Source organism: Rhizobium mulingense, assembly GCF_029194105.1.
GTDB classification, from domain to species: domain Bacteria; phylum Pseudomonadota; class Alphaproteobacteria; order Rhizobiales; family Rhizobiaceae; genus Rhizobium; species Rhizobium mulingense.
On sequence record NZ_JARFVE010000011.1, the window covers coordinates 39,467 to 55,416 of the forward strand.

The 15,950-nt window shown below is 62.0% G+C and carries 16 protein-coding genes and 1 pseudogene; 6 read left to right on the forward strand and 11 right to left on the reverse strand.

Features of this window, described 5'->3' with window-relative positions:
* Nucleotides 1–11: 11 nt before the first annotated feature.
* From PYR71_RS22455 to PYR71_RS22480, 6 genes are all read right to left on the reverse strand, one after another.
* On the reverse strand, nucleotides 12–1,250 hold the full coding sequence (locus tag PYR71_RS22455; protein ID WP_275620881.1) for an NAD(P)/FAD-dependent oxidoreductase: 1,239 nt from the start codon (nucleotides 1,248–1,250) through the stop codon (nucleotides 12–14).
* A 58-nt stretch (nucleotides 1,251–1,308) separates the two neighbouring features.
* A complete protein-coding gene (locus PYR71_RS22460) occupies nucleotides 1,309–2,187 on the reverse strand; it encodes a dihydrodipicolinate synthase family protein (RefSeq protein WP_275620882.1) in 879 nt (292 codons plus the stop codon).
* 31 nt (nucleotides 2,188–2,218) lie between these two features.
* Nucleotides 2,219–2,884 (reverse strand): amino acid ABC transporter permease, encoded by a 666-nt coding sequence (locus tag PYR71_RS22465; protein ID WP_097664682.1) that lies wholly within the window; start codon nucleotides 2,882–2,884, stop codon nucleotides 2,219–2,221.
* A 12-nt stretch (nucleotides 2,885–2,896) separates the two neighbouring features.
* On the reverse strand, nucleotides 2,897–3,559 hold the full coding sequence (locus PYR71_RS22470; protein WP_275620883.1) for an amino acid ABC transporter permease: 663 nt from the start codon (nucleotides 3,557–3,559) through the stop codon (nucleotides 2,897–2,899).
* Nucleotides 3,560–3,568: 9 nt separating this feature from the next.
* Nucleotides 3,569–4,351 (reverse strand): amino acid ABC transporter ATP-binding protein, encoded by a 783-nt coding sequence (locus PYR71_RS22475; protein WP_275620884.1) that lies wholly within the window; start codon nucleotides 4,349–4,351, stop codon nucleotides 3,569–3,571.
* 64 nt (nucleotides 4,352–4,415) lie between these two features.
* Complete coding sequence (locus tag PYR71_RS22480) at nucleotides 4,416–5,246, reverse strand: substrate-binding periplasmic protein (RefSeq protein WP_275620885.1); 831 nt, start codon at nucleotides 5,244–5,246, stop codon at nucleotides 4,416–4,418.
* 202 nt (nucleotides 5,247–5,448) lie between these two features.
* On the opposite strand from PYR71_RS22480, the gene PYR71_RS22485 reads away from it, so the two are divergent.
* From PYR71_RS22485 to PYR71_RS22500, 4 genes are all read left to right on the forward strand, one after another.
* Nucleotides 5,449–6,168 (forward strand): GntR family transcriptional regulator, encoded by a 720-nt coding sequence (locus tag PYR71_RS22485; RefSeq protein ID WP_275620886.1) that lies wholly within the window; start codon nucleotides 5,449–5,451, stop codon nucleotides 6,166–6,168.
* A 4-nt stretch (nucleotides 6,169–6,172) separates the two neighbouring features.
* The gene (locus PYR71_RS22490) at nucleotides 6,173–6,958 is read left to right on the forward strand and encodes a pyrroline-5-carboxylate reductase (protein WP_275620887.1); all 786 of its coding nucleotides are present in this window, start codon (nucleotides 6,173–6,175) and stop codon (nucleotides 6,956–6,958) included.
* Nucleotides 6,959–6,963: 5 nt separating this feature from the next.
* Nucleotides 6,964–7,410, forward strand: coding sequence for a DUF5086 family protein (locus tag PYR71_RS22495; RefSeq protein ID WP_275620888.1), 447 nt, complete (start codon nucleotides 6,964–6,966; stop codon nucleotides 7,408–7,410).
* Between the two features lie 285 nt (nucleotides 7,411–7,695).
* Nucleotides 7,696–8,883, forward strand: a complete 1,188-nt coding sequence (locus PYR71_RS22500) for a hypothetical protein (RefSeq protein ID WP_275620889.1) — start codon at nucleotides 7,696–7,698, stop codon at nucleotides 8,881–8,883.
* An 89-nt stretch (nucleotides 8,884–8,972) separates the two neighbouring features.
* Here the strand turns inward: PYR71_RS22500 and PYR71_RS22505 are convergent, their stop codons facing one another.
* A complete protein-coding gene (locus PYR71_RS22505; protein WP_085862028.1) occupies nucleotides 8,973–9,521 on the reverse strand; it encodes a cupin domain-containing protein in 549 nt (182 codons plus the stop codon).
* Nucleotides 9,522–9,663: 142 nt separating this feature from the next.
* Between PYR71_RS22505 and aptA the strand changes: the two genes are divergently transcribed.
* On the forward strand, nucleotides 9,664–10,998 hold the full coding sequence (gene aptA / locus PYR71_RS22510) for an omega-aminotransferase AptA (RefSeq protein WP_275620890.1): 1,335 nt from the start codon (nucleotides 9,664–9,666) through the stop codon (nucleotides 10,996–10,998).
* 82 nt (nucleotides 10,999–11,080) lie between these two features.
* On the opposite strand, the gene PYR71_RS22515 is transcribed toward aptA, so the two are convergent.
* From PYR71_RS22515 to alr, 3 genes are all read right to left on the reverse strand, one after another.
* The gene (locus tag PYR71_RS22515) at nucleotides 11,081–12,100 is read right to left on the reverse strand and encodes a helix-turn-helix transcriptional regulator (RefSeq protein ID WP_275620891.1); all 1,020 of its coding nucleotides are present in this window, start codon (nucleotides 12,098–12,100) and stop codon (nucleotides 11,081–11,083) included.
* A gap of 83 nt (nucleotides 12,101–12,183) precedes the next feature.
* A complete protein-coding gene (locus tag PYR71_RS22520) occupies nucleotides 12,184–13,452 on the reverse strand; it encodes a D-amino acid dehydrogenase (RefSeq protein WP_275620892.1) in 1,269 nt (422 codons plus the stop codon).
* Between the two features lie 29 nt (nucleotides 13,453–13,481).
* Nucleotides 13,482–14,615: an alanine racemase gene (gene alr, locus PYR71_RS22525; RefSeq protein ID WP_275620893.1), complete on the reverse strand. Its 1,134-nt coding sequence runs from the start codon at nucleotides 14,613–14,615 to the stop codon at nucleotides 13,482–13,484.
* Nucleotides 14,616–14,740: 125 nt separating this feature from the next.
* Here alr and PYR71_RS22530 point away from each other — a divergent pair, with 125 nt between their 5' ends.
* Entirely contained in the window at nucleotides 14,741–15,205 is a 465-nt protein-coding gene (locus PYR71_RS22530; protein ID WP_010033371.1) for an Lrp/AsnC family transcriptional regulator, read from the forward strand.
* A 23-nt stretch (nucleotides 15,206–15,228) separates the two neighbouring features.
* Here the strand turns inward: PYR71_RS22530 and PYR71_RS22535 are convergent.
* A pseudogene (locus PYR71_RS22535) lies at nucleotides 15,229–15,893 on the reverse strand (helix-turn-helix transcriptional regulator).
* Nucleotides 15,894–15,950 lie beyond the last annotated feature (57 nt).

Sequence of the window (15,950 nt, forward strand, 5' to 3'; positions counted from 1 at the left end):
CAGCGCCGTGCTTAGAAGCGGTCGACGCGATAAGGTTTCATGTCCACGGGCGGCTGGACGCCCGTAACGAGGTCGGCCATCAAGCGGCCGGTCGTGGCGGCATAAGTCAGACCGAGATGCCCATGACCCGTCGCGTACCAGACGTTCCGGCGCTTGGCGGATGGACCCATGACCGGTACGGTGTCGGGCAGTGCCGGGCGGTGCCCCATCCATTCCGTCGCGCCTTCGGCCTTCAGCTCCGGCAACGCTTCTCGAGCCCGCTTCACCAGGATCTTTGCGCGCCGATAATCCGGCGGCGCGTCGAGGCCGGCCATTTCGACCGTGCCGCCGACACGGATGCCGCCCGCCGTCGGCGTCACCATGAAGGCGCGCGCCGGCCAGATGATCGAATGACGCATTGAAATGCCGGGTTCCATGATCTGCGTGTGGTAGCCGCGTTCGGTTTCGAGCGGGATAGGCTCCCGCAGCAGGGCGGAAAGCCTCGCGGTGAAGGCGCCGGCCGCAAGCACCACCTTATCGGCCGGGACGCTCCGCCCATCCGCCAGGCGGACGGCCGAGACGCCGGCCTCGCTTTGCTCGAAACCGGCGACATCGCCTTGAACCATCCTGCCGCCGAGCGCCTGGAACTTTTCGGCAAGAGCGAGGACGAGCTTGTGCGGATCGGTGATCGACCGGTTGTCGGGAAAGAGCACGGCCTTGCCGATCTTTGCCGTCAGGGCCGGCTCAAGATCACGGATGGCATTGCCGCCCAGGATGTCGTGCCGGAAGCCGAAGCGCTCCAGGATGTCGATATGCTCGCGATCGGCCCTGAACTCGGCTTCGTCGGCATAAAGGCTCAGGCACCCCTCGGCCGTCAGCATATGCGTCAGCCCGGTCTCCTTCAGCAGCGCATCCAGGTCTTGGTAGACGCGCCGGCAGAGCACGGCACCGGCCGCCTCCAATTCCCTCAATTTTGAGGGGCGGCTGGCGGCCAGGAACCTCAAGAACCACGGCACGAGTTTCGGCAGGTAACCGGGCCGGATGCGCACCGGCCCTTCCGGGTCGAGCAGCCATTTCGGCATCTGCGCCCAGATGCCGGGGCGCGAGGCCGGCATGAATTCGGTGACCGCGATGCTCGCCATATTGCCGTAGGAGGCGCCCATGCCGGGAGCGGCCCTCTCGATCAGGGTGACGTCGTTTCCCCGGCGCTGGAGTTCATAGGCGATGGTGGCGCCGATAATGCCGGCGCCGACGATCACGATGGATGACACGGCGAACCTCGTAAATTCAGAGATCCCGGGGCGGTTCGGCCGCCCCGGCCTGTTCCTGTTACCAGTTGAGGATCGGCTCCATCGCCGCCCTGAACTCGGCCTTTTCCTCCGAGGTCAGGTCGCCGAGCGGCGCGCGGCACGTCCCCACGGGCAAGCCCTGAAGCTCGCAGCCATACTTGATCTTCTGCACGAACTTGCCGCTCTCGAGGATGTTCATCGCCCGATAGAGGGTTTTCATCATCTCGCGCGCCTTGCTGAGGTCCCCCGCCTTGTAGGTTCGGTCGAGATCGCAGCAGGCCTTGGCCATGCAGTTGGAGGGGCCGCAGATCCAGCTTTCCGCGCCCCAGAACATGAAATCGAGCGCGATATCGTCCGAACCGCTGACGAGCTGGATCCTGCCCTGATAGCGGCCGGCGATGTCGATGGCGCGCTGCAATACGCCCGAGCTTTCCTTGATGCCGATCACCCGCGAATTGTCGGCAAAATGATCCATCAGCTCGAAGCTGATGTCTGAACCATCCTTGGCCGGATAGGAATAGAGGACCAGGTTCACATCGACGGCCCCGAGCACGGCTTCATAGTGCCTGATCAGTTCGGCCTGGGTCGGGCGGGTATAGAATGGCGGTGCGAGCAAGACCGTGTCATAACCGATATCGCGCGCCATCGCCGTCTGCTCGATCACCTCGCGGGTGGCTGGCGCATTGGTGCCGGCGATCAGGATTTCGCCGGGCCTGGCAAACTCCTTGACGAACTGCAGCACGTCACGGCGCTCTTCGCTGGACTGGCTGAAATATTCGCCGGTCGAGCCGTTCGGCACCCAGCCGGTGACGCCTGCCTCGCGCAGATGCGTCAGAAGCTTCTCGAACGCCTTGAAGTCGATCTTGTTGTCCGCGTCGAAGGGTGTGATTAGGGCGGGCATGACGCCGGAAAGTTTCATGGGATGTCTCCTGTCCTGGGAACGACGGTTTTCAGATTGCGAGCTTCTTGAGGATGCGTCCCTCGATGAGGGAGACCGCCCGCGTGAGCGGGAAGGCGATGACGAAATAGATCAGGGCGACGACCGTCAGCACTTCGACCGGACGGGCGGTATTGTTCGAGATGTTCTGGCCGACGAACATCAGGTCCGCCATGCCGACGGCGGAGACGAGCGCGCTCTCCTTGAACAGGCTGACGCAGTTCGACAGTAGCGTGGGGATGGCCCGCAGCACCGCCTGCGGCAGCACGACGTTGACGACCTGAACCCTCTGCGGCAGGCCGAGGGCGACGCAGGCATCGAGCTGCTCCCGGCCGATGGATTTGAGGCTGGCGCGGAAGGTTTCGCTGGTGATCGCGCCCATATAGAGCGTCAGCGCGATGACGCCCGAGGTGAGGTTCGAGAGCTCGACCCCGAGGATCAGCGGCAGGCAGAAGAAGATCCAGAAGAGCTGGATGAGCACCGGCGTGCCGCGGAAGAATTCGACGTAGACGCCCGCGACGGCGCGAAGGACGATGTTGCGGGACGTGCGGGCAAGGCCGACGAGGAAGCCGAGGGAGCATCCGAGCACGACGCAGATGATCGTCAGCTTGATCGTCATCCAGAGGCCGAGCAGGAGCGCGTTTTCGAAGCGCAGCAGGATCGAGAAGTCGAGCGTCATCATGCTGGCCTCCTAGCTGACGAGGGTCTGGCGGCGGCGTTCGAGCAGGCCGACGATCTGGGTTATCGGGAAGGACACGGCGAAATAAATGAGAGCCACGACCGTGAAGGTCTCGATCGGGCGATAGGTTTCTGTCGCCAGTGTCTTGCCCTGATACATCAGGTCCTGGATCGCCACGATCGCAACCAGCGCACTCTGCTGGAAGATGACGATGCCGTTGGTCAGAAGCACCGGGATCGAGGCGCGGAACGCCGTCGGAAAGACGATGTAGAGCACCCGCTGCAGCGGATTGAGGCCGAGCGCGATGCCGGCGTCGAGCTGCTCGCGCGGCACTGCCTGGATCGAGGCACGATAGGCCTCGGCATTGAACGCCATCAGATTGAGCCCGAGGGCCATGATGCCCATCATCATCGGGTCGAGGAAGACGTCGAACAGCATCGGCACGCAGTAAAATATCCAGACGATCTGGACGATGGCCGGCGTGCAGCGGAAGAATTCGACGAACAGCATGAACGGCAGCCGCACGATCTTGATCGGGCTCATGATCAGCAGGGCCAATCCGAAGCCCAGAACGATGCCGATGACGTTCGCAGCCGCCGTCAGCTGCAGCGAAACCCACAGCCCCTGCAGAAGCGGAGCGATGGAGACGGCGTTGAAATCGAACGTGTAGTTCATCTGTGCCTCCTACTGCTTGATGTGGAAGACGCGGTCGATGAATTCCTTGGTGCGTTCCTCGCGCGGAGCGCCGAGCACCTGCTCGGGCGGGCCGTCCTCGACGACCACGCCGCCGGCACAGAAGATGACGCGCGACGCGATGTTCTTGGCGAACCACATGTCGTGGGTGACGATCATCATCGGCATGTCCTGGGCGGCGAGCTGCAGGATCACCTGCTCGACCTCGCTGACGAGCTCCGGGTCGAGCGCCGAGGTGACCTCGTCGAACAGCATCAGCTTCGGATCGAGCATCAATGCGCGGGCGATCGCCACGCGCTGCTTCTCGCCGCCGGAAAGCTGAGCCGGATAGGCATTGGCCTTGGCGCCGAGCCCGAAGCGCTCAAGCAGAGCCTGGGCGCGGGCGGTCGCCTTCGACTTGCTTTCTCCGCGCACTTTGCAGGGTGCGAGGATCAGGTTCTGAATGACGCTCAGATGTGGAAACAGCGTATAGTGCTGAAAGACCATGCCGATCGAGCGGCGGACATTGGTGTCGATCTGGGTCTTCCTGGCAGCGCTGTCGGAGGAAATATAGGCCTTGCCGTCGAAACTGATCGAGCCGCTGTCGATCTGCTCCAGGCCCATCATCACCCGAAGCAGCGTGCTTTTGCCGCCGCCGCTCGGACCGATGACGACGACGCGTTCGCCGGACTTCATTTCGATGTCGATGCCTTTCAGCACCTGGACTGCGCCGCCGCCATAGCTTTTGTGGAGCGCCTGCATTTTGACGAGGGGAGGGCTGAAGGACGTGGTCATGGCCAATCTCCGATGATCGAAGCTTGAAAGGGCCGGGGCGATCGTCGCACCGGCCCCGGCGAGGTTACTTCGCGCCCTTGAGGACTTCGTCGACGGCTTTGCGGATCAGCTCGTCGACATGGCCGGTGGCGACCCTCTCTTCGAGGAAGATATTGATCACTTCGACATCGGCGGCCGAAAGCTGATGCGGCAGGCCGAAAGCGACACCCTGTTTGGCAAGGGCCGGCGTCGGATTGAGCGCAACCGCCCAATCCGGATTCGACTGGGTGAAGAGCTGGTTGGTGTCGGAGGCGTCGACCAGGATGTCGGCGCGCCTCGAGGTGACCGCCAGACGGGTCTCGTCGTTGCCGGGCAGGCGCATGATCGTGGCGTTCTTGACCGCCGCGGAAATCGCCTTGTCCTGGGCCGTGCCTGACATGACCGCAAGAGTTACGCCTGCTTTGTCGATATCGGCCACCGAAGCGGCGCCGGCGGCAATCTTCGGATTGTTTTTATTGTAGGCGAGCGAGATCTGATATTCCATCGCCGGGATCGAGAACTGCACGGCCATCGCGCGTGCCGGCGTCCGGTTGAGCGCGAGCGACAGATCCCATTTGCCCGCCTGCAGACCGGCGACGATATTGTCCCAGGTCGTATCGACGAATTCAGGCTTCACCTTGAGGACGTCGGCAAATTCCTTGCAGAGATCGGCGAAGAAGCCGGTGTACTCGCCCGTCGCCGGACCGCGCATGACATAGGGCGGCGCGACAGCCGCGCCACAGCGCAAGGCGCCGGCCTTCTGCACGCCCTGCCAATATCCCTCGGCGGTCTGGGCGTGGGCGGCGGTTGCGGAAAGACCTGCCATCAGGGCGAGCGCGGGCAGCGCCCGCAGGGCGGACGTTATCAAAGAAAGCATCGGGCATTCCTCTTTTTTGCTGTGCGCGAAGCGCGCGGTTCCACTCGTCGGCTGTAGCCGTTTCTGTTGTTTTGTTGTCGGCTGCGTGTCGACTGGCAAGAACATGTCAACAGCGTGTCGACAAAGTCAAGCAGAAAAATTACATTGCCGACACGCTGTTTTTCTGGCCCAATGGACCTGGCGTCGAGAGAAAGGGACTTAAGTGTCTGAAGAATCGGAAGTGAAACGCATCCGCGGGACCGGTTGGAAAAGCGTCTATGAAACGCTGCGCAACGAGATTCTGTCGCTCGCTCTGCCGCCCGGCCAGCTTCTCGACGAGATGACGCTCGCCGAACGTTTCGACATGTCGCGCTCGCCGGTGCGCGAAGCGCTGATCCGGCTCGGTGCCGACGAGCTGGTGGTGACGCTTTCCAACCGCAGCACGATCGTCGCGCCGATCGAAGTGGCGACCTTTCCGAAATATGTCGAGGCGCTCGACATCGCGCAGCGGATGAATACGCGGCTGGCCGCGGCACTGAGGACGGAAGCCGATCTGAAGATCATCACCAAACGGCTGAAGTCGTTTGAGGCAGCGGTCAAGACAGGCAATCACCTCGCCATGTCGGAAGCCAACAAGGAGTTCCACATGGCAATCGCCCATGCCGGAAAAAATCAGTTTCTGGCCTCGTTCTACGAGAAGCTTTTGTCGCAGGGCCAGCGCATGCTGCACCTGCATTTCGAATATCTGGAGCGGACGCACGAAGGCTATCTGCTGACCGACGAGCACACGCTGATGCTCGACGCCATCAGGGAGAAGAACGTGGATCTGGCCGACGAGCTCGCCCACGCCCATACGCGCCAGTTCCAGGATAATTTCATCAACTTCATGCGCGAGAACTACACGACGGATGTCGCGCTGGGACCGCTGCGGGCTGCGGAGTAACGACGTGATGATCAACAGCATTGGATTCGTCGGTACCGGCGCGATCACCGAAGCGATGGTTCGCGGGCTGCTGGCCGCACCGGCCTACGCCTCCGAGATCCACGTATCGCCGCGGAGCGCGCACATTGCCGCGACATTGGCCCAGGAGTTTTCCGCCGTCAGGATTGCCGGGAACAACCAGACTGTCGTCGACCGCAGCGACATGGTGTTCCTGGCGATCCGGCCGCAGATCGCCGAGGAGGTCGTACGGGCGCTTTCGTTCAGAACCGGCCAGGTGGTCGTCAGCCTCGTTGCGGCGACCGAGCGCCAGGCTCTTCTCGATTGGATCGGCGCCGACGTGCACCTCGTCCAGGCCATCCCCCTGCCCTTCGTCGCGCAGCGCCAGGGCGTCACCGCCATTCTCCCGCCCGATGCCGCCGTCGCGGCGCTGTTCGACACGCTCGGAACCGCCGTCCAGTGCCAGTCGAAAAAGGAATACGATCTTCTCGCGGCGGCGAGCGCAATGATGTCGACCTATTTCGGCATCATGGAAACCGTAGCCGTCTGGCTGGAAAAAAGCGGCCTGGAAAGGCCGAAAGCAAATGCTTACATCGCGCCGCTTTTCGCAAGCCTGGCGCAGAAGGCCAACAGCCCAGGCACCGAGCCGTTCAGCGCGCTAAGCCGCGAATTCGCCACCAAGGGCGGATTGAACGAGCAGGTTCTTTCCGACGTCGACAAGAAGGGCGGCCTTGCTGCGCTGACCGCAGCGCTCGATGGCGTGCTCGCCCGCATCGAGGGCCGCGGCAGCTAAAGCGCATGCACCCCAGGCGAAAATCCCTTACCGTCCTTTTCACTGTCGCCGCGATTTCGGGCCAGACGATTTGGGCGCGCGCCGAAGCGGTGGAGCAACCGACCATTTCCGCCATCATCCTCTCCGTCTCACCATGGACCGTCCGCTGGGCCGCCGTCCACAAGGCTCCCGATCCCGGGGAAGACGACCCCTATTACCACGTCGAGGTGGTCGAGAAGGAGCGACGCACGCCGCCGTGGCAATTCAAACGGCTTGCCATCCATGTCGCGGTCACGGCCGATGCGTTGAACAGGAGCCGCTCGCGACAAAAAGCCAGGACCTATTTTTACAAGGATATCGAATTCCGGATCGCCTACCAGAACTGGCGCGCGCAGCCTCGCCCACAGCGGGAGGCGGGTGTTTGCCGCACGACCATCCTCGAATGCGTTGGCCTCGCCGGCAAGGGTGGCTGATTCCGCTCCACCAACAAGAATTCGCGGTTGCAAAAATCGAAGAAATGCAATTTAGCTCTGGCGATGAGTCGGAAAACTACTTTTGCTAGAGAAAATATCCTCGCCCGCCCCCCGGCGGCGGGGTGGCCGAATTTCTCCGGCCTGCGGGCTCCGGCCGATCCCGATCGCGTCACCCCAATTAGCTGATCTGACGAACCGTGACGTCCCGGCCGCTCTGCGAGCAGAGCGCGGCGGGGCATATTCCATGAATTTCCCTGCATCACCTTTCAACACAAGGACATCTCCATGAAGCCTATGCGCAATTTCCACCTGATGATGGCAAGCACCGCGTTCCTGACGCTGGCCGGCCCGGCGCTCGCCCTCGACGGCGCGGATATGATGAAGAAGCTCAGCGCCGCAACCAATGCCGGCGGCACGGTCATCACCTTCGAGAAAGCCGAGGTCGACCGCGACACGGTGACGGCAACAGGCGTCCAGGTGGGATTTGCGAACCTGCCCGGCGACACGCTGAAGATCGGCGACCTCACCTTCGAGGGCGTCGAGGAAAAGGAAGGCGGCGGCTATTACGCCAAGACCCTTTCCTTCCCGGATGTCGATATCAGCCTGGAGGGAGGGCGCTTTTCCGCCAAGGATATTCTGTTCACCGGCCTGACGATTCCCGCCAATGCGACTGGCGAGACACTCGACGACATCCTCCTCTATGAAACCGCCAGCACCGGGCCGATCGCCCTCAACATCAAGGGCAAGGACGTGTTTGCGATCGAAGGCGTCGAGGCAAACATGGAGCGCCGGGACGGCAGTTTTGCCTACGACGCCAATGTCGCCGGCTTCAAGGCCGACCTGTCGCAAGTCGAGGACGCGGCTGCGAAGGAGGCCATCGAGAAGCTGGGACTGGCGACGCTCGACGGCACCATGACGATGAAGGGAAGCTGGGAAGTCGAAAGCGGCAAGGTTGTTCTCGACGAATATGCTTTCGATTTCAAGAATGTCGGCCGGCTGAACTTCGCCGTCGACTTCTCCGGTTATACGCTCGGCTTCATCAAGTCGCTGCAGGAGGCGGTCAAGACAGCCGAAGCCAATCCGAACAAGGAAGAGGCCAACCAGGCCGCCGGACTTGCGATGCTGGGCCTGATGCAGCAGCTGACGTTCAACAGCGCCTCGATCCGCTTCGACGACGCCTCGATCACCAAAAAGGCGCTCAACTATGCCGGCGCGAAACAGGGCGTCACGGGCGACGAACTGGCACAATCGCTGAAGGCGCTGGTTCCGATGATGATGGCGCAACTCAACATGCCGGAACTGCAAAACCAGATATCGGCGGCCCTCAACACCTATCTCGACGGGCCGAAGAGCCTGACGATCAGCGCCGCTCCGGAAAAGCCCGTTCCCGTGCCGATGATTGTCGGTGCTGCCATGGGTGCGCCGAACACCATTCCTACGGTGCTCGGCGTCAAGGTATCGGCGAACGACTAAGTCAAGATCAACTGCCGAAGGCGGATCCTTCCCGATCCGCCTTCGGGATCCTCTTTCCGAAACTACTGCGCGCATTTTCTGGCGTTGCGTTAAAACGTCGGGGGCGTGCAGGCGCTGATAACCTCGCACGGCACCGGCCCGACGCAGCGGAACCGATGCGGGCGCCGGCTTTCGAAATAATAAGCGTCGCCCGGTCCAAGGATACGCCGCTCGTCGTCAACCGTGACCTCAAGTCTTCCCGAGAGCACGATCCCGCCCTCCTCCCCTTCGTGAACAAGGGGAATTTTTCCGGTGTCGGCACCCGGCTGGTAGCATTCCTTCAGGATCTGCAGGCTGCGCCCGAACAGGGTTTCGCCGACCTGCTTGTAGGAAATGGCGCCCTTGCCGATCTCCACCAGCTCCTCGGCGGCGTAGAAGGCCTTTTTCGGACGCTCCGGTTCGAAGGCGAAGAATTCCGCCAGCCCGATCGGAATGCCGTCCAGAATTCGCTTCAGAGCGCCGACCGAAGGATTGGAAGCGTTGGATTCGATCAGCGAGATCGTCGAGTTCGGCACACCGGTGCGTTTGGCGAGCTCACGCTGGGAAAGCTTGTGGGCGAGGCGCAGGTGACGAAGGCGGCTGCCGATGTCGACTGACATGATGGATCCGTTTGCATTGTCCAGAATATCCGAAAACCTATCTTCTTATCTGTTCCATTTCAATAAGTTGCGGCCGCGAAGAAAAGGACTTGTTTGAAGGATAGAAACTGCCATTCTCCAGGCGATTTCAAAGGAGGCCAGGATGGACCAGATCAGCAAGACGAATGCGCCCGTACTCGAAAATTTCTGGATGCCGTTCACCGCCAACCGGCAATTCAAGGCCGCGCCGCGCCTGCTGGCCGCTGCCGAAGGAATGTATTACACCGACGTCGATGGAAACCGGGTGCTGGACGGCACGGCCGGGCTCTGGTGCTGCAACGCCGGCCACGGCCGCAGGAAGATCGCCCAGGCGGTCGAGCGGCAGCTTGCCACGCTCGACTATGCGCCGACCTTCCAGATGGGGCATCCGATTGCCTTCGACTTCGCCGCAAAACTCGCCGCCAACGCACCGGGCGGGGCTGACGCCAAGCTCGACCGGGTCTTCTTCACCGGCTCTGGCTCGGAATCAGTCGACACGGCTCTGAAGATCGCCATCGCCTACCAGCGCGCAATCGGCCAGGGTACGCGCACCCGGATCATCGGCCGCGAAAAGGGCTATCACGGCGTCGGCTTTGGCGGTATTTCCGTCGGCGGTCTCGTCAACAATCGCCGGGTCTTCCCGCAGATCCCGGCCGATCACATGCGCCATACGCTCGACATCGGGCGCAACGCGTTTTCGAAGGGGCTGCCCGCCCATGGCGTCGAACTGGCGGATGATCTCGAGCGCCTGGTGCAACTGCACGGCGCCGAAACCATCGCAGCCGTCATCGTCGAGCCGATGTCGGGGTCGGCCGGTGTTGTCCTGCCGCCGAAGGGATATCTGGAGAAGCTGCGCGCCACTGCCGACAAGTACGGCATCCTGCTGATTTTTGATGAGGTCATCACCGGCTTCGGTCGTCTCGGCACGCCTTTCGCGGTGGATTACTTCGGCGTCGTACCCGATCTCGTCACCACGGCGAAGGGCCTCACCAACGGCGCCGTTCCCATGGGCGCGGTCTTTGCCAGCCGCAAGGTCTATGACGGGCTGATGGTCGGACCGGAAAATGCGATCGAGCTCTTCCACGGCTATACCTATTCCGGCCACCCGGTCGCCTGCGCCGCCGGGCTCGCCACACTCGAAATTTACGAGGAGGAAAGCCTGCTGACGCGCGCAGCCGAGCTGGCCGACTATTGGCAAGACGCCCTCCACTCTCTGAAGGGCCTGGCGCACGTCACCGACATCCGCAACCTCGGACTGGTCGGCGCAATTGAACTGGCGCCCCGAGATGGCGTTCCCGGAACGCGGGCCTACGACGTCTTCGTCGACTGCTTCAACAAGGGACTGCTGATCCGCGTGACCGGCGACATCATCGCGCTGTCTCCACCGCTGATCATCGAGAAGGGCCAGATCGACACGCTCGTCTCGGCGCTTACCGATGCCCTGAAACGCGCAGCCTAGATCTGCATCCCAGGCATAATCCCGTTGGCGATCGGACGCCCGGTCCGTCGCCGATGGAGCCATCCGGCCGCCGAGGCGGAGTTCAGCGCTTCAGGGTCTGCGAGGGCAGCTCACCGAAACGCTTCTTGTATTCGGCGGCAAAACGCCCAAGATGGGTAAATCCCCATCTGAGCGCGATATCGGCGACGGCCTGCTTCGCACCGGATTCGAGCAGGTCACGACGGGCAGCGACCATCCGGATTTCATGGAGGTAGGCGATCGGAGTGGTATTCCTGAACTGCCGGAAGCCCTGCTGCAAAGTCCGAATGCTGACCTTGGCTGCCGTCGCGATCTCGTTGAGCGAGATCGGTTCGGCGATGTGCGCGTGCATGAAATCGATGGCCCATTTCACATGGCGTGGAGCCGGCGCCGGTGCAGGAAGCGTCAGCTCGTTCGAGTAGCGATGCGGAAAGTTCTCGAGAAGCAGATAGACCGTCGCGTCGCAGAGCGCGCTGACGGCCAGCGGCGACTCCTGCAGCAGCCCGCCCCCGCCAAGTCCGCGATGCAGGTTCGTAACGAGTTGTTGCAACAACAGCCCCGCGCCAGCCGTCAGATCGATATGGGGATGAAAATCGGCGTCACCAGTTATCATTCGTTCGAACATATGCGTGAGGTGCGCGTTGATCCTCGCCTGATCGACGAACAAGCCGAGATGGCGGCGACGGCCAAGCAGGCGGGCGCCGGTGGCGCGACCTGCTCCCAGAATGGCGCCGCGACCGGGAACTGAATGGATCGCCTCCTGCCCGGCATTGAAGACCGCGTCTCCCTCCACCGGCAGGAATATGATCACTTTGCCGCTCGGCGCCTCCCGCCTGAGCGAGATCGCGCCCTCATAGGCGCAATCGGCTATTGCCAGATCTCCGGCGGAGACGAAATTGCAGCGATAGGCGATGGAGGCATTGGCTTGCGCCGCAGCCTTGATCGGAGAGGTCGAGGTCGACAATATTTCCGAGAGGGCATCCGGGTCCGTTCCGCTGTATGCCGTTTCCGAAAAGATCGGGCTCTGCGCCGCCGGATGATGGAGGAAGCCGCCAGCGGCATGTACCTCGAAATTAACGGACATTAACGACCTCGAATTTAATTCCTGCGAGTAATAGTCGATTCCCGCAGATAAACACTTCTCTTTTGCGTTCTCTTAGTGGGATTTCAGGCGTAGCGGCTGATCGCAAGATCCCGCGCGTCGATCTCAGGCGTGCGGGCGCCGACGAGGTCACTGATGAGTCTTGCCGAGCCGGTGCTCATGGTCCAGCCGAGCGTGCCGTGACCGGTATTGAGAAAGAGGCCGACGATCTTCGTCGGACCGATGACCGGCGTGCCATCAGGAGTCATCGGGCGCAGACCCGACCAGAAGGAAGCCTTGGACACATCGCCGCCGGGAAAGAGATCGGTGACGGAATGTTCCAGCGTGCCGCGGCGGGCGAGGCCGAGATCGTTGGTATAGCCTGATATCTCGGCCATGCCGCCGACGCGGATGCGGTCGCCGAGCCGGGTGATGGCGATCTTGTAGGTTTCGTCCATGACGGTCGATTCCGGCGCGCGCGACGTGTCGGTGATCGGGATGGTGAGCGAATAGCCCTTGACCGGATAGACCGGCAGGCTAATGCCGAACGGCTTGAGCAGCAGCGGCGAATAGCTGCCGAGCGCAACCACCACCGCGTCCGCGCTCATCCGTTCGCGCTCGCGATCGGGATCGCGATCGGTGACGATCCCGCGCACCCGGCCGGCTTCGACGTCCAGGGCCTTGATCGTCGTGCCATAGGCGAAGCGGACGCCGAGCGCCTCGGCTTTGGCGGCCAGCGCATTGGTGAATTTGAAACAGTCGCCGGTTTCGTCCTTCGGCGTCAGAAGGCCGCCGACGATCTTGTCGCGCACATGTCTCAGCGCCGGTTCGACACGAATGCAGCCGTCCTGGTCCAGCACCTCATAGGGGATTCCGTCTGCAGCTAGCGCCTTGACGTCCTTGGCCGAGGCCTCGAGCTGCTGCGGCGTGCGAAACAGCTGCAGGGTTCCCTGCATGCGTTCGTCATAGGCAATGCCGGTCTCCGTGCGAAGCTCGGCGAGCGCGATGCGGCTGTAATCGGCAAGGCGCAGCATGCGGCTCTTGTTGATCGCATAGCGCTCGGAGGTGCAGTTGGACAGCATCCTCGTCATCCAGGCGAGCATGGCCATGTCGAATTTCGGGCGCAGGATGAGCGGCGCATGCTTCATGAACAGCCATTTCATAGCCTTCACGGGAATGCCGGGAGCTGCCCAGGGCGAGCAATAACCGAAGGAGACCTCGCCGGCATTGGCAAAGCTCGTCTCCAACGCCGGCCCGGATTGCCGGTCGACGACGGTCACCTCATGACCTGATTTGGCCAGCTGATAGGCGGATGTGACGCCGACGATGCCGGCACCCAGAACGATGACTTTCATGATTTCCTCAAGAATAAGGCCGGCCGGCTTCAGCAATAGTGCCTGTCGTAACGATCGCCCAGACCGGTTAGTATTTCGTAAGATATTGTTCCGGCATCGCTCGCCACGTCTTCAAGCGTCTGGTTGGGGCCGAGCACTTCGACAAGGCTGCCGAGGCTCAGCGCCCCTTCGGGCAAGGCCGTGATATCGACGGTCGCGCTGTCCATCGACACGCGCCCGACGATCGGCAGACGGATGCCCTTGTGAAAAACGGCGCCGGAGTCGCCGAGACTGCGCGGCAGGCCGTCGGCGTAGCCGGCGGCAATGGTGGCAAGGCGGGTCTCGCTGCGCGTCACATGCGCGCCGCCATAACCGATCTTGGCGCCTGAAGGTACTGTGCGCGTCTGCACGACGGCGACGTCCAGCCTGACGACCGGTTCCATCGGGTTCGTGCCGCCGGCATTCGGTGCGCCGCCATATAGGGCGATGCCCGGGCGGGCGAGCACGCCATGATAGGCATCGCCGAGGAACACGCCGCCGGAATTGGCGAAGGAGATGTCGAAGCCCGGAAATCCATTGGCAATGCGCGCCATCTCGGCAAACTGTTCGCCGTTCTGGCTGCTCTCCAGGTCGTCGGCGCAGGCTAAGTGGCTCATGATGAACAGGATTTCGACATTGGCGCCGTCGCGAAGGGCTGCCGCCAATTCGGCTCGCTCTTCCTCGGGAAAGCCGAGCCGCGACATGCCGGTATCAAATTGCAGAACGGCCGGCAGGCAGCGCTTCAGCCGGCGCGCGGTCGCCGACCATTGCCGCCATTGCGCGAGCGAATTGAGAACCGGAACGATGCCGCTTTCTGCGCAGGCGACCTCGTTGCCGGGCTGCAAGCCGTTCAGCACGAATATCTGGGCACTCTCAGCAAGGGCCGGCCGCAGCCTCACTGCCTCGACGAACTGGGCAACGAAGAAATGCCTGCAGCCCTGATCGTGGAGCGTTTGGGCGACCCGTTCGGCACCGAGGCCATAAGCGTCGGCCTTGACGACGGCTCCCGCGCGCACCGGCGTCAGCATCGATGCAAGCTTCGAATAATTGCGGCCGAGTGCCGCAAGATCGATCGTCAGATAGCCCGTGGCTCCCTGCGTGATCGTAGCGGTGCGTGCGCGGGAAACCAAAGTATCGCTATCCATGTCCACCCCATCTCGATATCAGGAGTTTATGAAATAATGAGCGAAATTGCCGATGATTTTGTCGTTGGTTATTGCGAATTTTGCACACTGTTCGCATAATCAACCAAGATGTGAAGGAAACCGTCATGCCCGCCCTCGATACGGTCGACCGCAATATCCTCAGGCTGTTGCGCCTTGACGCGCGTATGAGCAACGCCAAACTCGCCGCCGAGATCGGCCTTTCGCCGTCGGCCTGTCTCAGACGCATCAAGATCATGGAAAAATCAGGCGTCATCCGTGGTTATACGGCGCTGGTGGACACCGGCAATGCCGATGAGATGATTGCCGTGATCATCAACATTACCCTCGAGCGGCAGACGGAGGACCATCTCGACCGTTTCGAGGCGGCGGTCCGCCGGCATCCGGAGATCCGCGAATGTTTTTTGATGACGGGCGGCTCCGACTACCTCCTGCGCGTCGAGGTTGCCAGTGCGGGCGAGTTCGAACGCATCCACAAGGAGATCCTGTCGACCCTGCCCGGCGTCCTCAGGATCCATTCCAGCTTCTCAATCCGCAACGTTCTGGCAACACGCACCAGGGGCCGGCGCTGAACCGCGGTCCCCAGTCCCCACGCTCATATCAATTCAAGCGCCGTGGCCTTGGCGACCGCTTCGCTTTCGTGGCGACAGTCAGCTTCCGGCGTGCCGAGGCGAGATAGAGCTGCACCGCACTCACCGAAATGGACAGTCGAGCACAGATCTGCTTTGCTAGGCCGCTGGCCGTCATTTCAAGACATTGCAGTTCGCGGCGCGACAATTGCGGAAAATCCGCAATCTCCCTCATGCCCGACAGCACCATGGCCCTGTCATGCAGATGGTGGGCGAGAAACTGGAGGTCGCGCATGCTGTCCATGCGGAACTGCCGCCAGTAGGCATCGGGATGATTGGAGGTCACGGTAAACAGCGATCGCTCCCCCTGAGATCCCCGCACCGGCAGGGTAACGCCTTGCCGGCCGACACCGAAGGCCATCGCCTCCTTGAAGAAACCATAGGCTCGGCCTGAATCCCATTTTGATGCGGACCATTCCACGGGCAGGAAGCCGCGCCGGCCGAGACGCACGACAGGGTCGATGCTGAAATAGTCTCGGTCACGATATTGTTTCACCCACTCGGGCGGGTAGGTCAGCCTCAGTAATGGATTGCTGTCCGCCATCCCCGAGGAGCGGGTCACATGCAAAACCATGTGCGATATCGCATAGATGTGCCGGACTTCGTCCAGCGTCGTTTCCAGATCCTGCATGATTCAATCTAACCAGGAAAGGCTCGAGATGTGAGCTTCCAATAGGTTGCCCACTCG

Bases quoted from the DNA above. Each gene is read 5' to 3' on its own strand.
- PYR71_RS22480 (WP_275620885.1), bottom strand. From the start codon at position 5,246: ATGCTTTCTTTGATAACGTCCGCCCTGCGGGCGCTGCCCGCGCTCGCC.
- alr (WP_275620893.1), bottom strand. From the start codon at position 14,615: ATGGATAGCGATACTTTGGTTTCCCGCGCACGCACCGCTACGATCACG.
- PYR71_RS22505 (WP_085862028.1), bottom strand. From the start codon at position 9,521: ATGTCAGTCGACATCGGCAGCCGCCTTCGTCACCTGCGCCTCGCCCAC.
- PYR71_RS22515 (WP_275620891.1), bottom strand. From the start codon at position 12,100: ATGTCCGTTAATTTCGAGGTACATGCCGCTGGCGGCTTCCTCCATCAT.
- PYR71_RS22495 (WP_275620888.1), top strand. From the start codon at position 6,964: ATGCACCCCAGGCGAAAATCCCTTACCGTCCTTTTCACTGTCGCCGCG.
- aptA (WP_275620890.1), top strand. From the start codon at position 9,664: ATGGACCAGATCAGCAAGACGAATGCGCCCGTACTCGAAAATTTCTGG.
- PYR71_RS22530 (WP_010033371.1), top strand. From the start codon at position 14,741: ATGCCCGCCCTCGATACGGTCGACCGCAATATCCTCAGGCTGTTGCGC.
- PYR71_RS22475 (WP_275620884.1), bottom strand. From the start codon at position 4,351: ATGACCACGTCCTTCAGCCCTCCCCTCGTCAAAATGCAGGCGCTCCAC.
- PYR71_RS22460 (WP_275620882.1), bottom strand. From the start codon at position 2,187: ATGAAACTTTCCGGCGTCATGCCCGCCCTAATCACACCCTTCGACGCG.
- PYR71_RS22470 (WP_275620883.1), bottom strand. From the start codon at position 3,559: ATGAACTACACGTTCGATTTCAACGCCGTCTCCATCGCTCCGCTTCTG.
- PYR71_RS22500 (WP_275620889.1), top strand. From the start codon at position 7,696: ATGAAGCCTATGCGCAATTTCCACCTGATGATGGCAAGCACCGCGTTC.
- PYR71_RS22520 (WP_275620892.1), bottom strand. From the start codon at position 13,452: ATGAAAGTCATCGTTCTGGGTGCCGGCATCGTCGGCGTCACATCCGCC.
- PYR71_RS22465 (WP_097664682.1), bottom strand. From the start codon at position 2,884: ATGACGCTCGACTTCTCGATCCTGCTGCGCTTCGAAAACGCGCTCCTG.